At 68.7% G+C, this 13,717-nt stretch carries 14 protein-coding genes; 2 read left to right on the top strand and 12 right to left on the bottom strand.

Translation table 11 applies throughout. The features are described 5' to 3' along the window. A complete protein-coding gene (locus tag NNZ72_RS16215; RefSeq protein ID WP_257316429.1) occupies window positions 1-960 on the top strand; it encodes a 2-hydroxyacid dehydrogenase in 960 nt (319 codons plus the stop codon). Window positions 961-982: 22 nt separating this feature from the next. Here the strand turns inward: NNZ72_RS16215 and NNZ72_RS16210 are convergent, their stop codons facing one another. The 3 genes from NNZ72_RS16210 to NNZ72_RS16200 are packed head-to-tail and all read right to left on the bottom strand — an operon-like array spanning window position 983 to window position 3,647. Continuing rightward, the gene (locus NNZ72_RS16210) at window positions 983-1,837 is read right to left on the bottom strand and encodes a C40 family peptidase (RefSeq protein ID WP_257316428.1); all 855 of its coding nucleotides are present in this window, start codon (window positions 1,835-1,837) and stop codon (window positions 983-985) included. Then, window positions 1,834-2,196: a MarR family transcriptional regulator gene (locus NNZ72_RS16205; protein WP_257316427.1), complete on the bottom strand. Its 363-nt coding sequence runs from the start codon at window positions 2,194-2,196 to the stop codon at window positions 1,834-1,836. The genes NNZ72_RS16210 and NNZ72_RS16205 overlap by 4 nt, the downstream gene beginning before the upstream one ends. A 59-nt stretch (window positions 2,197-2,255) precedes the next feature. Beyond that, on the bottom strand, window positions 2,256-3,647 hold the full coding sequence (locus NNZ72_RS16200; protein ID WP_257316426.1) for a leucyl aminopeptidase family protein: 1,392 nt from the start codon (window positions 3,645-3,647) through the stop codon (window positions 2,256-2,258). A 133-nt stretch (window positions 3,648-3,780) separates the two neighbouring features. Here NNZ72_RS16200 and NNZ72_RS16195 point away from each other — a divergent pair, with 133 nt between their 5' ends. After that, the gene (locus NNZ72_RS16195) at window positions 3,781-4,578 is read left to right on the top strand and encodes a tetratricopeptide repeat protein (protein WP_257316425.1); all 798 of its coding nucleotides are present in this window, start codon (window positions 3,781-3,783) and stop codon (window positions 4,576-4,578) included. Window positions 4,579-4,653: 75 nt separating this feature from the next. On the opposite strand, the gene NNZ72_RS16190 is transcribed toward NNZ72_RS16195, so the two are convergent. From NNZ72_RS16190 to NNZ72_RS16150, 9 genes are all read right to left on the bottom strand, one after another. Beyond that, entirely contained in the window at window positions 4,654-5,580 is a 927-nt protein-coding gene (locus NNZ72_RS16190) for a type II secretion system F family protein (RefSeq protein WP_306766337.1), read from the bottom strand. Window positions 5,581-5,646: 66 nt separating this feature from the next. Next, complete coding sequence (locus tag NNZ72_RS16185) at window positions 5,647-6,657, bottom strand: type II secretion system F family protein (protein ID WP_257316423.1); 1,011 nt, start codon at window positions 6,655-6,657, stop codon at window positions 5,647-5,649. 18 nt (window positions 6,658-6,675) lie between these two features. After that, window positions 6,676-8,160 (bottom strand): TadA family conjugal transfer-associated ATPase, encoded by a 1,485-nt coding sequence (locus NNZ72_RS16180; RefSeq protein WP_257316422.1) that lies wholly within the window; start codon window positions 8,158-8,160, stop codon window positions 6,676-6,678. 30 nt (window positions 8,161-8,190) lie between these two features. After that, complete coding sequence (locus tag NNZ72_RS16175; RefSeq protein WP_257316421.1) at window positions 8,191-9,474, bottom strand: CpaE/TadZ family protein; 1,284 nt, start codon at window positions 9,472-9,474, stop codon at window positions 8,191-8,193. Between the two features lie 60 nt (window positions 9,475-9,534). Continuing rightward, window positions 9,535-10,233: a CpaD family pilus assembly protein gene (locus tag NNZ72_RS16170; RefSeq protein ID WP_371747769.1), complete on the bottom strand. Its 699-nt coding sequence runs from the start codon at window positions 10,231-10,233 to the stop codon at window positions 9,535-9,537. Window positions 10,234-10,246: 13 nt separating this feature from the next. Beyond that, window positions 10,247-11,791, bottom strand: coding sequence for a type II and III secretion system protein family protein (locus NNZ72_RS16165; RefSeq protein WP_257316420.1), 1,545 nt, complete (start codon window positions 11,789-11,791; stop codon window positions 10,247-10,249). A gap of 12 nt (window positions 11,792-11,803) precedes the next feature. Further along, entirely contained in the window at window positions 11,804-12,613 is an 810-nt protein-coding gene (cpaB, locus tag NNZ72_RS16160; protein WP_257316419.1) for a Flp pilus assembly protein CpaB, read from the bottom strand. Between the two features lie 180 nt (window positions 12,614-12,793). Next, window positions 12,794-13,300, bottom strand: coding sequence for an A24 family peptidase (locus tag NNZ72_RS16155; protein WP_257316418.1), 507 nt, complete (start codon window positions 13,298-13,300; stop codon window positions 12,794-12,796). A 134-nt stretch (window positions 13,301-13,434) separates the two neighbouring features. Further along, complete coding sequence (locus NNZ72_RS16150; protein ID WP_257316417.1) at window positions 13,435-13,614, bottom strand: Flp family type IVb pilin; 180 nt, start codon at window positions 13,612-13,614, stop codon at window positions 13,435-13,437. Window positions 13,615-13,717: the final 103 nt, after the last annotated feature.

Raw genomic sequence — 13,717 nt, 5'->3', positions numbered from 1 at the left:
GTGCCGACGAAAAGCCCGGTCATCATCGATCTCAAGTTCGACCCCGAGGAGGTGGCGGCGGCGCTGAAGGGCGCCTTCGCCGACCGCGAGGTGATCAACCTCCTGCATCCCGCGAACCGCGGCCGCGACCTTTCCGGCATCGACTATGCCGTGGTCTGGAAGCCGGGCGCCGACCTCTTCGCGCGCGCGCCCGATCTCAAGGTCGTGTTCTCCGGCGGGGCCGGCGTCGACCACGTGCTGAAGCTGCCGGGCCTGCCGGACGTGCCGCTGGTGCGCTTCGTCGACGGGACGCTGACGACGCGCATGAGCGAGTGGGTGGCGCTGCAGTGCCTCCTGCACCTGCGCCAGCACCGGGCCTATGCGGCGCAGCGGGAAAAGCGCGTCTGGCGCGAGCTGGCGCAGCCCGAGGCGAAGGAGATCACCGTCGGCATCATGGGCCTCGGCGTGCTCGGCCAGGACGCCGCGGCCAAGCTGAAGACGCTCGGCTTCCGGGTGGTCGGCTGGTCGCGCAGCCGCAAGGAGGTCGAGGGTGTCGAGACCTTCGACGCGGACGGGCTCGACGCCTTCCTGGCGAAGACCGACTTCCTCGTCGGCCTGCTGCCGCTGACGCCGGAGACCACCGGCATCTACAATACCGGCCTCTTCACCCGGCTCTCCCGCAAGGGCCCGTTCGGCGCGCCGGTCTTCATCAATGCCGGGCGCGGCGGCAGCCAGGTCGAGGCGGACATCGTCGCGAGCCTCAACGACGGCACGCTCCACGCCGTCTCGCTCGACGTGTTCGAGCAGGAGCCGCTGCCGCTCGAAAGCCCGCTCTGGGACATGGACAGGGCCTTCATCACCCCGCACGCGGCGGCCGCCTCCGACGTGAAGGCGCTGGTGCGCCATGTCGAGCGGCAGATCGCCCGCGTCGAGCGCGGCGAGCTGCTGGAATTCCTGGTGGACAGGACGGCCGGCTACTGAGCCTGTTCCTTTCCGGAGTTGCTCATGGCCTGCGATAGCCGGTCGGCTGCTGGTAGAGCCAGCCGATGCGGCGGATGGCCTCCTCCAGCCCCTCGCGGGCGACGCTCATCGTGTGGCCGTTGGCGTGCAGGATCGTCGCCTCGTCCTCCATGATCGCCACATGGCCCTTCCAGAAGACGAGGTCGCCGCGCCGCAGGTCCTCGCGGCCGACCGGCTCGCCGAGCCCGTCCGCCTGCATGTCGGAATCGCGCGGCGCGGGCCTTCCCGCCATCGCCATGGCAAGCTGCACGAGGCCGGAGCAGTCGATGCCGAAGCCGGAGCGTCCGCCCCAGAGATAGGGCGTCTCGAGGAAGCGTGCGGCGACGGCGACATAGTCCGCATCCGCCGGCGCGTCGAGCGGCCGGCAATGGGCGGCGACGACGGACTGGCCGCCGTCGAGCGTCAGGTAGCGCGTGCCGCGCGTCTCTCTCTTCCCGACGATGCTGAGCCGGCTGCCCATGGACAGCGGGAAGGCGGCGGGCGTCCGCAGGTCCGCGCCCGCGTAGGCGAAGGTGCGGGGCGCGGTGACGACGTGGGTGGCGGCGGCGGCCGGGCCGAGCGCCGTCTCCGGCAGGTAGCCGACATAGCCGTCGGCATCCGCCTTCGCCCAGGCCCAGCCGTCCGCGCGGTCGAGCACGCGCACCGTCTCGCCGAACAGGAGCTCCGTGTCGATGCCGGCCGCCGCATCCGGCCGGGGCCGGAGCGGCGCGACGGGCACGGCGAGGCGCGCGGGATCCCCCTCCGTATAGCGCGCGGCGGTAACGACGCCGGCAAGGCGCGCCTCCGCGAGGTCGGGCCGGTAGGCGTTGAGGCGGCGGTCGGGAAGAAGGGCGGTCATGGGGTCTTCCAGGGTGCGAGGCTGCGGCCGCTGGCGATGACGAGGTCGCTCAGCCGTTCGAGGAACAGCGCGCCTTCGACGGTGCGCCGGATGACGACGTTGCGCCGGTCGCGCTCGTCGCGCACGCGGCTGACGAGCCCCTGCTCGCCCATCGTGTCGAGCGCGCGGGTGATCACCGGCTTGGTGACGCCGAGCGTGGCGGCAAGCCCGCGCACGGTATGCGGCGGCGGCACGAGGTAGATCTCGAGCAGGATGGAAAGCTGGCGCAGCGTCAGGTCGCGCCGGTCCTGCCGGACCAGCTCCAGCGTCACCGCGTGCCAGAGGCCGAGCGCCTGCGATGGGGTCATGTCGATGGGCAACGGGACCTCCGGGAACGATTTCGTTACGCTACCGGATCGGTTCCTCCAGGGAAAGCGGCTCAGCCCGCAATCTTGCGCAGGTGATGGTAGAGCGCGCGGATCGCCTGCGCCTCGCCGCCGACCGGCGAATGCGGCCGCTCCGCCTGCGCCCAGCCGTAGATGTCGAAATGCACCCAGTGGCGGTTCCTGGTGACGAAGCGCTTGAGGAAGAGGGCGGCGGTGATCGCCCCCGCCATGCCGCCCGCCGGCGCGTTGGTGAGGTCGGCGATGCGGGCCGAGACGTCCTTGTCGTAGCCCATGTGCAGCGGCATGCGCCAGATCGGGTCGTCGACGGTGAGGCTCGCCTCGGAAAGGTCGTGGGCGAGGTCCTCGTCGTCGGTGAAGAAGGGCGGCAGGTCCGGCCCGAGCGCCACGCGCGCCGCCCCCGTCAGCGTCGCCATGTCGACGAGGAGGTCGCTCTCCTCCTCGTCCGCAAGGGCGAGCGCGTCGGCGAGGATCAGCCGGCCCTCGGCGTCGGTGTTGTCGATCTGCACGGTGAGCCCCTTGCGGCTCCGGTAGATGTCGCCGGGGCGGAAGGCGTTGGCCGAGATCGCGTTCTCCACCACCGGCAGGAGCACGCGCAGCTCCACCTTGAGCTTGGCGTCCATGATCATCAGCGCAAGCCCCAGCACGTTCGCCGCCCCGCCCATGTCCTTCTTCATCAGCAGCATGGAGGCGGCGGGCTTGATGTCGAGGCCGCCGGTGTCGAAGCACACGCCCTTGCCGACGAGCGTCACGCGCCTGTGGCCCTTCCTGCCCCAGGTGAGCTCGATCAGGCGCGGCGCCTCGGCCGAGGCGCGGCCGACGGTGTGGATCAGCGGGAAATTCTCCTTCAGGAGGTCGTCGCCGGCGATCACCGAGACCTTCGCCTTGTAGTGCTCGCCGAGCGCGCGCACGGCCTCCTCCAGCGCATCCGGGCCCATGTCGTTGGTCGGCGTGTTGATGAGGTCGCGGGCGAGGAAGACGCCGGCGAGCTGGCGGCGGATGTCGGCGGCGTCCGCGTCGGCGGGGATCAGCAGCGTCGGCGCCTCGGCGGACGCGGCCTTGTAGCGCTCGAAGCGGTAGCTGCCGAGGCCGTAGCCGAGCGCGAGGCGGTTGGCCGTCAGCGGCGCGGTCTCGATGTGCCAGTCGCCGGCCGGCAGCGTGCGCGCCAGCTTGCCGGTGAGGAAGGGCGCGTCGGACGGATTCCTGCCGAGCCCGAACAGCGCGCCGCCGAGATGGCCGTCCCCGGTGGGGATCATCAGGAGCGCGCCGGACTCCGCCTTGAAGCCCGCCTTCCTCGCCCAGTCGAGCGCGATCGGGTCGATCGTGCCGGTCTCGATATGGGCGGGCGTCACCGCGAAGATCGGCAGCGTCTTCCCCTTCTTCGCATTGAAGGGCGAGGGGCGGTCGATGAACTGGAAGGGAGCCATGAGGAACCTCTGGGCGCGGCCGGGAATCGGGGAATTAACGATCCGTTAGGGTTAACAGACTATTGCTGGAGCGAGGATTGCGGCGTGATTCCTTCGGCGCCGCGTCAGCCGGATACGCTCGGGGACGTTGATCATGGCCGCTTCTGCAAGGCTTCTGAAAGGTGCAGCGCTTCTCGCCATCGCCGCGGCGATGGCCGGCTGCGCGGGCAAGCCCAGCAACATCACCACCGGCTCAGTGCCGAAGCTCGCGCGGCCGGTGGACCAGATGAACGCGACGGAGCTGCGCGGAGCCGCCGAGACAGTCGGCCGCGCCTACGAGAAGAACCCGAAGGACCGCAACGTCGGCATGAACTACGCCAACATCCTGCGCATGAACGGCCGCAACGAGCAGGCGCTCGCGGTGATGCAGCAGGTGGCGATCTTCCATCCGCAGGACCGCGAGGTGCTCGCCGCCTACGGCAAGGCGCAGGCCGCCGCCGGCCAGCTCGAGCAGGCGCTGAACACGATCCTCAGGGCCCAGACGCCCGACCGGCCCGACTGGCGGCTGAAATCGGCCGAGGGCGCGATCCTCGACCAGCTCGGCCGCGCCGGCGAGGCCCGCCAGCGCTACCGCGAGGCGCTCGACCTCAAGCCGAACGAGCCCTCGGTGCTCTCCAACCTCGGCATGTCCTACCTGCTGGCGCGCGACCTGAAGACGGCCGAGACCTACCTGCGCTCCGCCGTCGCCCAGCCCGGCGCCGACAGCAGCGTGCGCCAGAACCTCGCGCTCACCGTCGGCCTGCAGGGCCGCTTCCAGGAGGCGGAGACGATCGCCCGCCAGGAGCTGGCCGCCGGGCAGGCGGAGGCGAACGTCGCCTATCTGCGCTCCATGCTCGCCCAGCAGAACGCCTGGAAGAAGCTCGCCGACGACGACGGCAGGAACACGAACTGATCCCTTCCTCCTCCCGGAGACGCTTCGCCCCGGCCGCAAGACCGGGGCGTTCTTTTTGCGGGAAATGGTATGGGATCAGAACCGGTCGGCGACCTGGATGCCGGCGGGGCCGAGGATGACGGCGACGAGGACGGGCAGGAAGAACAGGATCATCGGCACGGTGAGCTTCGGCGGCAGGGCCGCCGCCTTCTTCTCCGCCTCGTTCATCCGCTGGTCGCGACATTCCTGCGCCAGCACGCGCAGCGCCTGGGCGAGCGGCGTGCCGTAGCGCTCCGCCTGGATCAGCGCCTGCGTCACCGACTTCACCGTCTCGAGGCCGATGCGGTTGCCGAGGTTCTCGTAGGCGACGCGGCGTTCCTGCAGGAAGGAGAGCTCGGCGGTGGTCAGCACCAGCTCCTCGGCGAGCTCCGCCGAGGCCATGGCGATCTCGTCGGCGACGCGGCGGAAGGCGACCTCGATGGAGATCCCCGATTCGACGCAGATCAGCATCAGGTCCAGCGCGTCCGGCCAGGCCTTGCGGATCGAGGCCTGGCGCTTCGAGATCTTGTTGGTGATGAAGATGTTGGGCGCGTAGAAGCCGAGATAGGCCGTGCCGATCACGGCGAGGATGCGTATCGGCAGCGGCTTGTCGCCGAGATAGCCGAGATAGAAGATGTAGAAGGCGCCGATCGCCAGGAAGACGAAGGGCAGCACGAAGCGGGCGAAGAGGAAGATGTTGAGCGCGTTCTGCGAACGGTAGCCCGCCTGCTTGAGCCGGTTCATCGTGTTGGCGTCGACGAGCGCCTCGCGCAGGTTCAGCCGCTCGACGATCTGGCGCACCGAGGTGTTGTTCTGCGCGCGCAGGCTCGCCTTGCTCTGCGCGGCCTCGGCATTGAGGCGGGCGCGCTCGCGGGCGCGGATCTGCTCGCGCTCCAGCGCCACCGCCTTCATGCGCTTGTTGAGGTCGCCGCGCTCGAAATAGGAAGCCGCGAGCGTGTAGAAGGTCGCCAGCACGGCGATCATCACGAAGGCCGGCAGGAGGACGGCCGGGTCGGTGAGGGTGGCGGCAAGTCCGGACACGGTCGGCTCCTAGATCTCGAAGTTGATCATGTTGCGCATGACGAAGATGCCGATCGACATCCAGACCGCCGAGATGCCGAGGATCAGGTGGCCGCGCGGATCCTGGAACAGGATCATGATGTATTCCGGCGAGGTGAGGTAGACGAGGAAGGCGACGATGAAGGGCAGCGCGCCGATGATGGCGGCCGAGGCCTTCGCCTCCATCGACAGCGCCTTGATCTTCGCCTTCATCTTGCGCCGCTCGCGCAGCACGCGCGACAGGTTGCCGAGCGCCTCGGAGAGGTTGCCGCCGGCCTGGCTCTGGATGGCGATGACGATGGCGAAGAAGTTGACCTCCTGCAGCGGGATGCTGGTGAACATGCGCGCGCAGGCCTCGGGCACGCCGAGGCCGAGCTGCTGCGATTCGACGATGCGGCGGAACTCGCTGCGCACCGGCTCCTGCCCTTCCGCCGCGATCAGGCGCAGCGCGTCGGTGAGCGGCAGGCCCGACTTGATCGAGCGCACCATGATGTCGAGCGAGTTCGGGAACTCCTCCAGGAACTTGTTCAGCCGGCGCTTGACGAGATGGCCGACGAACCAGCGCGGCACGCCGACGGCCGCGATGAAGGCGATGCCGAGGCAGACGAGCGGCGGCACGCCGGCAAGGAAGGCGAGCACGAGCGAGAAGAGGCCGAAGGCGGCGCTGAGCAGGTAGAACTGCGTGGTGCCGATCGACAGGCCCGCCTGGGAAAGCCGGGCCTTGAGGGTGGCGGCCACCCGCTTCGTCTGCTCCTGCTGCTTCTTCTCCAGCTCCTTCAGCGAATCCTGCACCGACTTGCGGCGCTTCGACATCTCCTGCATGCGGTCGCGCGCGGCCTTGGCCTTGGACTGGTCCGTCTCCGCCGTCTTGACGCGGCGCACCCGGCTTTCGGCCTTCTTCTGCGCCTCGATGCGGGAGAACAGCAGGCCGTAGGCGAGGCCGGCGGTGGACAGCGCCGCCAGCGCGATGATCGCAACGATGGTGATATCCAGTCCGAACATCGCTCGCCCGTCCGCCCCTTACGGCTTGTCCATCGCGTCGAGCGTCGCCGCCAGGCGCTTGTCTTCGTTGAAATAGCGGGCGCGGTCCCAGAAGTGCGGCTTGCCGATGCCCGTGCCCTTGTGCCGGCCGAGGATGCGGCCGTTGGCGTCCTCCCCCTCGATCTCGAAACGCATCAGGTCCTGGGTGACGATGACGTCGCCCTCCATGCCGACCACCTCGGTGATGTGGGTGATGCGGCGCGAGCCGTCGCGAAGCCGCGAGGCCTGGATGATGACGTCGATCGAGCCGGCGATGATCTCGCGCACGGTCTTGGCCGGCAGCGTGTAGCCGCCCATGGCGATCATCGATTCCATGCGCGAGAGGCATTCGCGCGGCGTGTTGGCGTGGATCGTGCCCATCGAGCCGTCGTGGCCGGTGTTCATCGCCTGCAGCAGGTCGAAGACCTCCGGTCCGCGCACTTCGCCGACGATGATGCGCTCGGGCCGCATGCGCAGGCAGTTCTTGATGAGGTCGCGCATGGTGATCTCGCCCTCGCCCTCGATGTTCGGCGGGCGGGTCTCTAGGCGCACGACATGCGGCTGCTGGAGCTGGAGCTCGGCGGAGTCCTCGCAGGTGATGACGCGCTCGTCGGTGTCGATGTAGCGGGTGAGGCAGTTGAGCAGCGTCGTCTTGCCCGAGCCCGTGCCGCCGGAGATGACGACGTTGCAGCGCACGCGGCCGATGATCTGCAGGAGTGTCGCCCCTTCCGGCGTGATCGAGCCGAACTTGACGAGCTGGTCGAGCGTCAGCTTGTCCTTCTTGAACTTGCGGATGGTGAGCGCGGTGCCGTCGATGGCGAGCGGCGGGGCGATGACGTTGACGCGCGAGCCGTCGGGCAGCCGCGCGTCGCAGATCGGGCTCGATTCGTCGACGCGGCGGCCGACCTGGCTGACGATGCGCTGGCAGATCGAGAGGAGCTGGGCGTTGTCGCGGAAGCGGATCTCCGATTCCTGCACCTTGCCGCCCACTTCGATATAGGTCTTGCCGGCGCCGTTGACCATGATGTCGGCGATGTCGTCGCGCGCGAGCAGCGGCTCCAGCGGGCCGTAGCCGAGCACGTCGTTGCAGATGTCGTCGAGCAGCTCCTCCTGCTCGGAGATCGACATCGCGAAGTTCTTGATCGTGATGATGTCGTTGACGATGTCGCGGATTTCCTCGCGCGCGCTCTCGGTATCGAGCTTGGCGAGCTGCGACAGGTCGATCGTGTCGATGAGCGCGGAGAAGACCTGGCTCTTCGTGTCGTAATAGTCCTCGGTGCGCGCCGGGCGGCGGCGTACGGCGGCCGCCGGCGTCGCCGCCGGCGCGGGGGCCGGCTCGAACACGGGCTGGATGGGCGGCGGCGCCACGACCGGCGGCCGCTCCATGACCGTGCCCGAAGGGGCCGCGGGCGCAGGCTGGTGGGCCGCCTGGCCGACCTGGCCGCCGCTCTTGCCGAAACCGTCGTTGCCGCGCTTGCCGAACATCCTATCTCATCCAGTCCGTCTTGATCGGTTTCACTTGCGCCCGAGAAGCCCCAGCAGATTGCCGAGGCCGGCCTTCCGGGGCTTCTTGACCGTCGCGCGGCCCGTCACGAGATGGGCGAGCTGCGAGAAGGTCTCCGCCGTCGGCGACTTGCGGTCGAGCTCCGCGATCATCCGCCCGCTGTTGGCCGCCGTGCCGAAGAGCTGGGCGTCGAAGGGGATGACGGCGACCGGCTGCGTCTCCAGCGGGTCGCAGAAGTCGTCGGGCGCGATCTCCGGCCGTTTCGGAACGCCGACCTGGTTCAGCACGAGGTGCGGCGCCTTGTCGTTGGGCCTCAGCTTCTTCAGCGCGTCGAACATGTTCTTCGCGTTGCGCAGGTTGGCGAGGTCCGGCACGGCGGTGATCACCACCTCGTCGACCTCGGACAGCAGCACCCGCGTCCACTCCGACCAGACATGCGGCACGTCGAGTACGGTGACGGGCGCGGTGCGCTGGACGAGCTCGAGGATCGGCTGGAAGGAGCCGCGGTCGAGGTCGTAGGCGCGGTCGAGCATCGAGGGGGCGGCGAGCAGTGACAGATGCTCGGAGCACTTGGTCAGCAGGCGGTCGAGGAAGACCTCGTCGAGGCGCTCCGGCGCGTAGACGGCCTCGGAGATGCCCTGCGGCGGGTCCTGGTCGAAGTCGATGTTGGCGGTGCCGTAGGGCAGGTCGAGGTCGGCGAGGATCACCTCGGTCTGGAACAGGTTGGAGACGTCGAAGGCGCAGTTGTGGGCGATCGTCGAGGAGCCGCAGCCGCCCTTGGCGCCGATGAAGGCGACGGTCTTGCCGAGCGGCTCGGCCTCCGGGTCGACGAAGATCGCCGCCATGGCCGCAAGGATGTCGGGCATGGCGACGGGGCCGACCATGTATTCGGAAATGCCGTTGCGCAGCAGCTCGCGGTAGAGCGGGATGTCGTTGTAGCGGCCGACGATGATGACCTTGGTCGAGGGGTCGCAGACCTCGGCGAGCGGCGCGAGCTCGTCCATGATGCCGCGCGGCTCGGTCGAGGTCTCGAGGATCAGCAGGTTCGGGGTCGGCGCGGAGGCGAACATGTTCGCCGCCGCCGCGATGCTGGCGCTGGAGATCCTGAGGCTCACCTTCGACATGCGGCGGTCCTGGCCGCAGCGCTCCATCGTGCGCAGCATGGCCTCGCTCTCGCAGAAGGCGTGGACGGAGATGCGCGGCAGCGGGCGGACGGCCTCGAGGTCGGCGGGCCTTGCCGTCTCCTCGCCGTGCTCCTCGACGGCCGGCTCAATCGTGTAGTCTATCGTGCTCATCGCTCATGCCCGTTGCTTGAAGTCCGGCGGACCGGAGGGTTTCGTCCCGCGCCGTGATCGTCACAGCAGCGGCTGGCCTTCGTCGCGGTAGGTCTCGATGACGACGCCGCGCCGCTCCGCGTCGATCGGCGACATGCCGCGCGGCTGCACGAGGTCCATCGGATTGGCGATCTGCGCGGCGAGGTTGGATTGCGTCGCGCAGCCGAAATTGTGGTAGTTGCGGTTCTCCATCGTGTTCTCGACGAGGTCTTCCGGCCATTCGCCGCAAGGGCCCGTCTTCGCGGCGATGGCGAAGAAGGCGAGCCGGATGGGCGCGATGTCGCCGTAGCCGCCCGCGTCGTAGCTGGTCTCGATGATGCGGTCGCGCGGAACGCCGGCCGCCGTCAGCGTGGCGCGGATCTCCTTGCGCGCGCGGTCGGCGCTGCCCGCATTGGCCGAGCCGCGCGGCAGCATGATCTGGATCGCGCCGCGCGATTTCGACGCGTGCTCGGCGGCGAAGCCGCGGATGTTGTCGCGCACGGCGCGCGGCAGCGAGCGGTCGCCGGTGGCGACCGGGATGTCCATCGTGTGCTCGGCCTCCGTCAGCACGATCGGATGGCGCGTGCGGTAGTCGTCCGGGATCGAATGCGTCGCATTGCGGTCCGGGTTGGCGCCGCAGCCGGCGAGCGCCGCCGCGGAGACGAGGAGGGCGGCGACGAGGAGCCTCTGCATGGTGCGGTCCCTTGCGGAAAGACGGGTCTGGCGATCGGTCGTGTTCATGTCCTTGAGCCCGTCACTTGTAGATGAAGCCGATGGAGCCGTGGTAGTTGCCGGCCGGCAACGCGTCCTGCCGGCGGCCGTAGATCTTGTTGACCTTGCCGAGGAAGAAGCTCGCCGCGTCGTTCGTCGGGTTGAAGTTGTCGTCGGGCCTCGCCAGCGCCGTGCGCGCCACCGGCTGCACGAGGTAGGGGGTCGCGATGATGACCATCTCCGTCTCGTTGCGCACGAAGTCCTTGGAGCGGAACAGCGTGCCGAAGACCGGCACCTTGGAGAGGCCCGGCAGGCCGGAGACCGCCTGGCGGATGTCGTCCTTGACGAGGCCGGCGATGACGATCGAGCCGCCGGAAGGCAGCTCCACGCTGGTCGTCGCCTCGCGGCGGCGGATGCCGAGCGCCGTCAGGCCGGGGATGTCGTTGTTGCCGGCATAGGCGGCCGAGCCCTCGAAGGTCGGCTCGGACACCTCCGTCTCGACGCGCAGGCTGATGCGGCCCGGCGACAGCACGACCGGGCGGAAATTGAGGCGGATGCCGTATTCCACCTCCGAGACCTCGCGCGTCACCGTGCGCCCGCCGTCGTCGTTGGCGGCGATCGTCTGCGAGGTGGGCAGGCGGAACTCGCCGCCGACGTAGAAGCGCGCCTCCTCGCCGGAGATCGCCGTCAGGCTCGGCTCGGCGAGCGTGCGCATCACGCCGGCCTGCTCCATGGCGCTCATGTAGCTGGCGAGCGCGATGCTGCCGACCGTGCCGGCGAGCGAGCCGTTGGAGGCCCAGTCCGCCGCCCCGCCGAGATTGGTCGGGTTGCGGAAGGAGATGCCGCCGCTCGATCCCTGGACCGAGCCGTTGAAGCCGAGCTGCTTCAGCACCTGCCGGCTGACCTCGGCGACGGTGATCTTCAGCGTCACCTGGTCCTCGCCCTCGATCTTCAGCATGTTGACGATCTGCGAGCGCTGGCGGTCCTCGCCGAAGATCGCGGCGTCGCCGTTGTTGCCCTGGGCGGTGATCGTGCGGGTCGTCGCCTCGCCGCCGGTCAGGAAGATCTCGGCGAGCTGCTTGGCCTTCGCCGCGTCCTGCGGCGTGCGCACCGTGCCGTTCAGCACGATGTTGTCGGAGATGATCTCGACCTCGATGTCGGAATCGGGGATGAAGCGGCGCAGGTGCGCCTCCAGCCCGCCGATGTCGCGCTCGACGTCGAGGTCGATCGAGACGATCTCCTCGCCGCCCGGCCCGAAGATGAAGATGTTGGTCTGGCCGACCTCCTTGCCGAACAGGTAGATGCGGCGCGAGGTGCGGGTGACGGCGTCGGCCTTCACCGGATCGGCGACGAGGATGTCGTGCGCGTCGGTCGGCAGGTCGATGACCAGCGCCTTGTTGAGGCCGAGCTTGATCGACTTGCGCGCGCCGGGGCCGCTGTCGCTGATGCGGATGATCGAGGAGGAGGCGGCTTCGGCCACGCCGGCGGGCTGTCCGGTCACGACGGCGGCGGGCAGGCCGGACAGCGCCAGGCAGAACGCGGTTCCGCCGGCGACAGAAGCTCGAAAGGTCTTCGCGATTCCAAGCACGTTCAGCTCCTGTTACCTCTGGGAGGCGGCACTGCCGCCCGTCACGATTTCGCCCGTCTTGATCACCTGTATGACCGGCATGCCCGAGCCGCCGCTGAGCAGGTAGTCGGCCGCCGTCGTGTCCGGCTCCTGTGCGTCGGCGATGCTGCGCAGCGCCAGCGACAGCCGCTCGGCCATCTCCTGCGCGACCGCGATCACCTTGGTCTGGTCGGGGGTGAGCTCCAGCGTGGCGGTCGTGCCGACCACCGACTTCGAGCCGTCGTCGTTCTCCTGGATCTGCTGGTCGATCGCCAGCACCCTGACGTTGGACAGCACCGTCTCCGTCAGCAGCGAGCCTTCGCTGCTCTTGCGCACCATGATCACGTCGACCCGGTCGTTGGGCAGGATGAAGCCGCCGGCGCCGGTCGCCACCGAGATCTCCGTCGCCACCGCCCGTTTGCCGGACGGCAGCAGCGAGGACATGATGCGGTTCGACGAATCGGCGATCTTCTCCGGCCGCACCGGCTCGCCGTTGAAGATCGGCATGCGCACGATCGCGCCGCTCAGGCTCTCCATCGCGTCGGGGCGGTTGCGGTCGGTGATGAAGCCCTCGACCAGCGAGCCCTCCGGCCAGGCCGCCCAGGCGAGCGTCTCGGGGTTGAGCCTGGAGCCGACCGGCAGGCTCTCCTTGGCCACCAGCACGTTGATCGTCGGCTCGTGCTCGACGACCGTCTGCGGCTCTTGCGAGGACGCGCCGCCGCGGGCGATCTGCAGGGCGAGCACGCCCGCGACGCCGGCCGAGACGACGGCCACTGCCAGAATGATGATTCGCGCCGGTTTCATGTCGCTTCCCTGGGCTGCGGACTCTTCTATCGGCGCAGATTGCCCGGCAAAGGTATAATTATGGTTAACACCCGCCTTACGTTCATGGTTAACCGTCGGTTGATCCGGGCCCGCGGCCGCGCGAAAAGGCCGGGCGCCTCGCGGCCCCGGCCATGACGTACGGAGGAAAGGTCGAGGCGATCAGCCCGAAAGGGCTGCCAGCATCAGCGGCGAGGAAGGATAGGCGGCGAAGGCGGCAAGGCCGATCGCCACGCCGTAGGGCACCTTCTTGGCCGAGAGCAGGTGGTCGGGAAGCCGCAGGCCCGAGGCCATGATCGCGTCGGTATGGGCGCGGAGCGCCAGGATCGCGAGCGTCAGCACGCCGCCGAACACCGAGACGTAGACCAGGTACTCGACGAGCGAGAAGGTCATGCCGAACCAGACGGCGCTCGCCGTCAGCAGCTTGGCATCGCCGCCGCCCATCACGTTGAGGGCGAAGAAGGCGAAGCACACGGAAAAGACGAGGAGGCCGGCGGCAAGATGCATCGCGATTTCGGCGAGCCCGAGGCCGGCGAGCGGCGCGACGATGACGAAGGCGGCGAGCAGGATGGCCGAGACCCGGTTGGGGATGGTCATCGTGAACAGGTCGGAAAAGGCCGCGATCGCGAGGCAGAGCGGAAAGACCACGAAAATGACGGCGTCTGTCATCGGAAAGATCCTGCGTTCGTTCGCACCCTAGCCGCGCCGGCCTTAAGGAATGGCAAATGCGGGGCGTCCGCAAAGCGAAAAACCGCCTCTTGGCAAAGGCGGTTCCTCCTGGTCGTCGGTGTCGAAAGCGCCGGTTACGGCGCCTTCTTGTAGTTCAGCGTCTTGGAGAGTTCGTCGAACTGGTTGTCCAGGGCACCGCCGAGCGCGGTGGCGCCGGTGATCAGGGCAACGGAGATCAGGGCAGCGATCAGGCCGTATTCGATGGCGGTCGCGCCCGATTCATCCTTCAAGAGGCGAGCGAAAATCTTGGTCATGGTATTCTCCTAGCTCCACGATGTTGGTTCAGCACGTCCGCCAACTGTTTCCGTTGTTCGGATGGCTGCAACCTACAGGCAGGCCATTGCCATCGGTTTAAGG

The sequence above is a fragment of the Shinella pollutisoli genome (assembly GCF_024609765.1).
GTDB classification, from domain to species: domain Bacteria; phylum Pseudomonadota; class Alphaproteobacteria; order Rhizobiales; family Rhizobiaceae; genus Shinella; species Shinella pollutisoli.
Note: the sequence above shows the minus strand (reverse complement) of the source record. Positions and strands in the feature narration are given on the sequence as shown.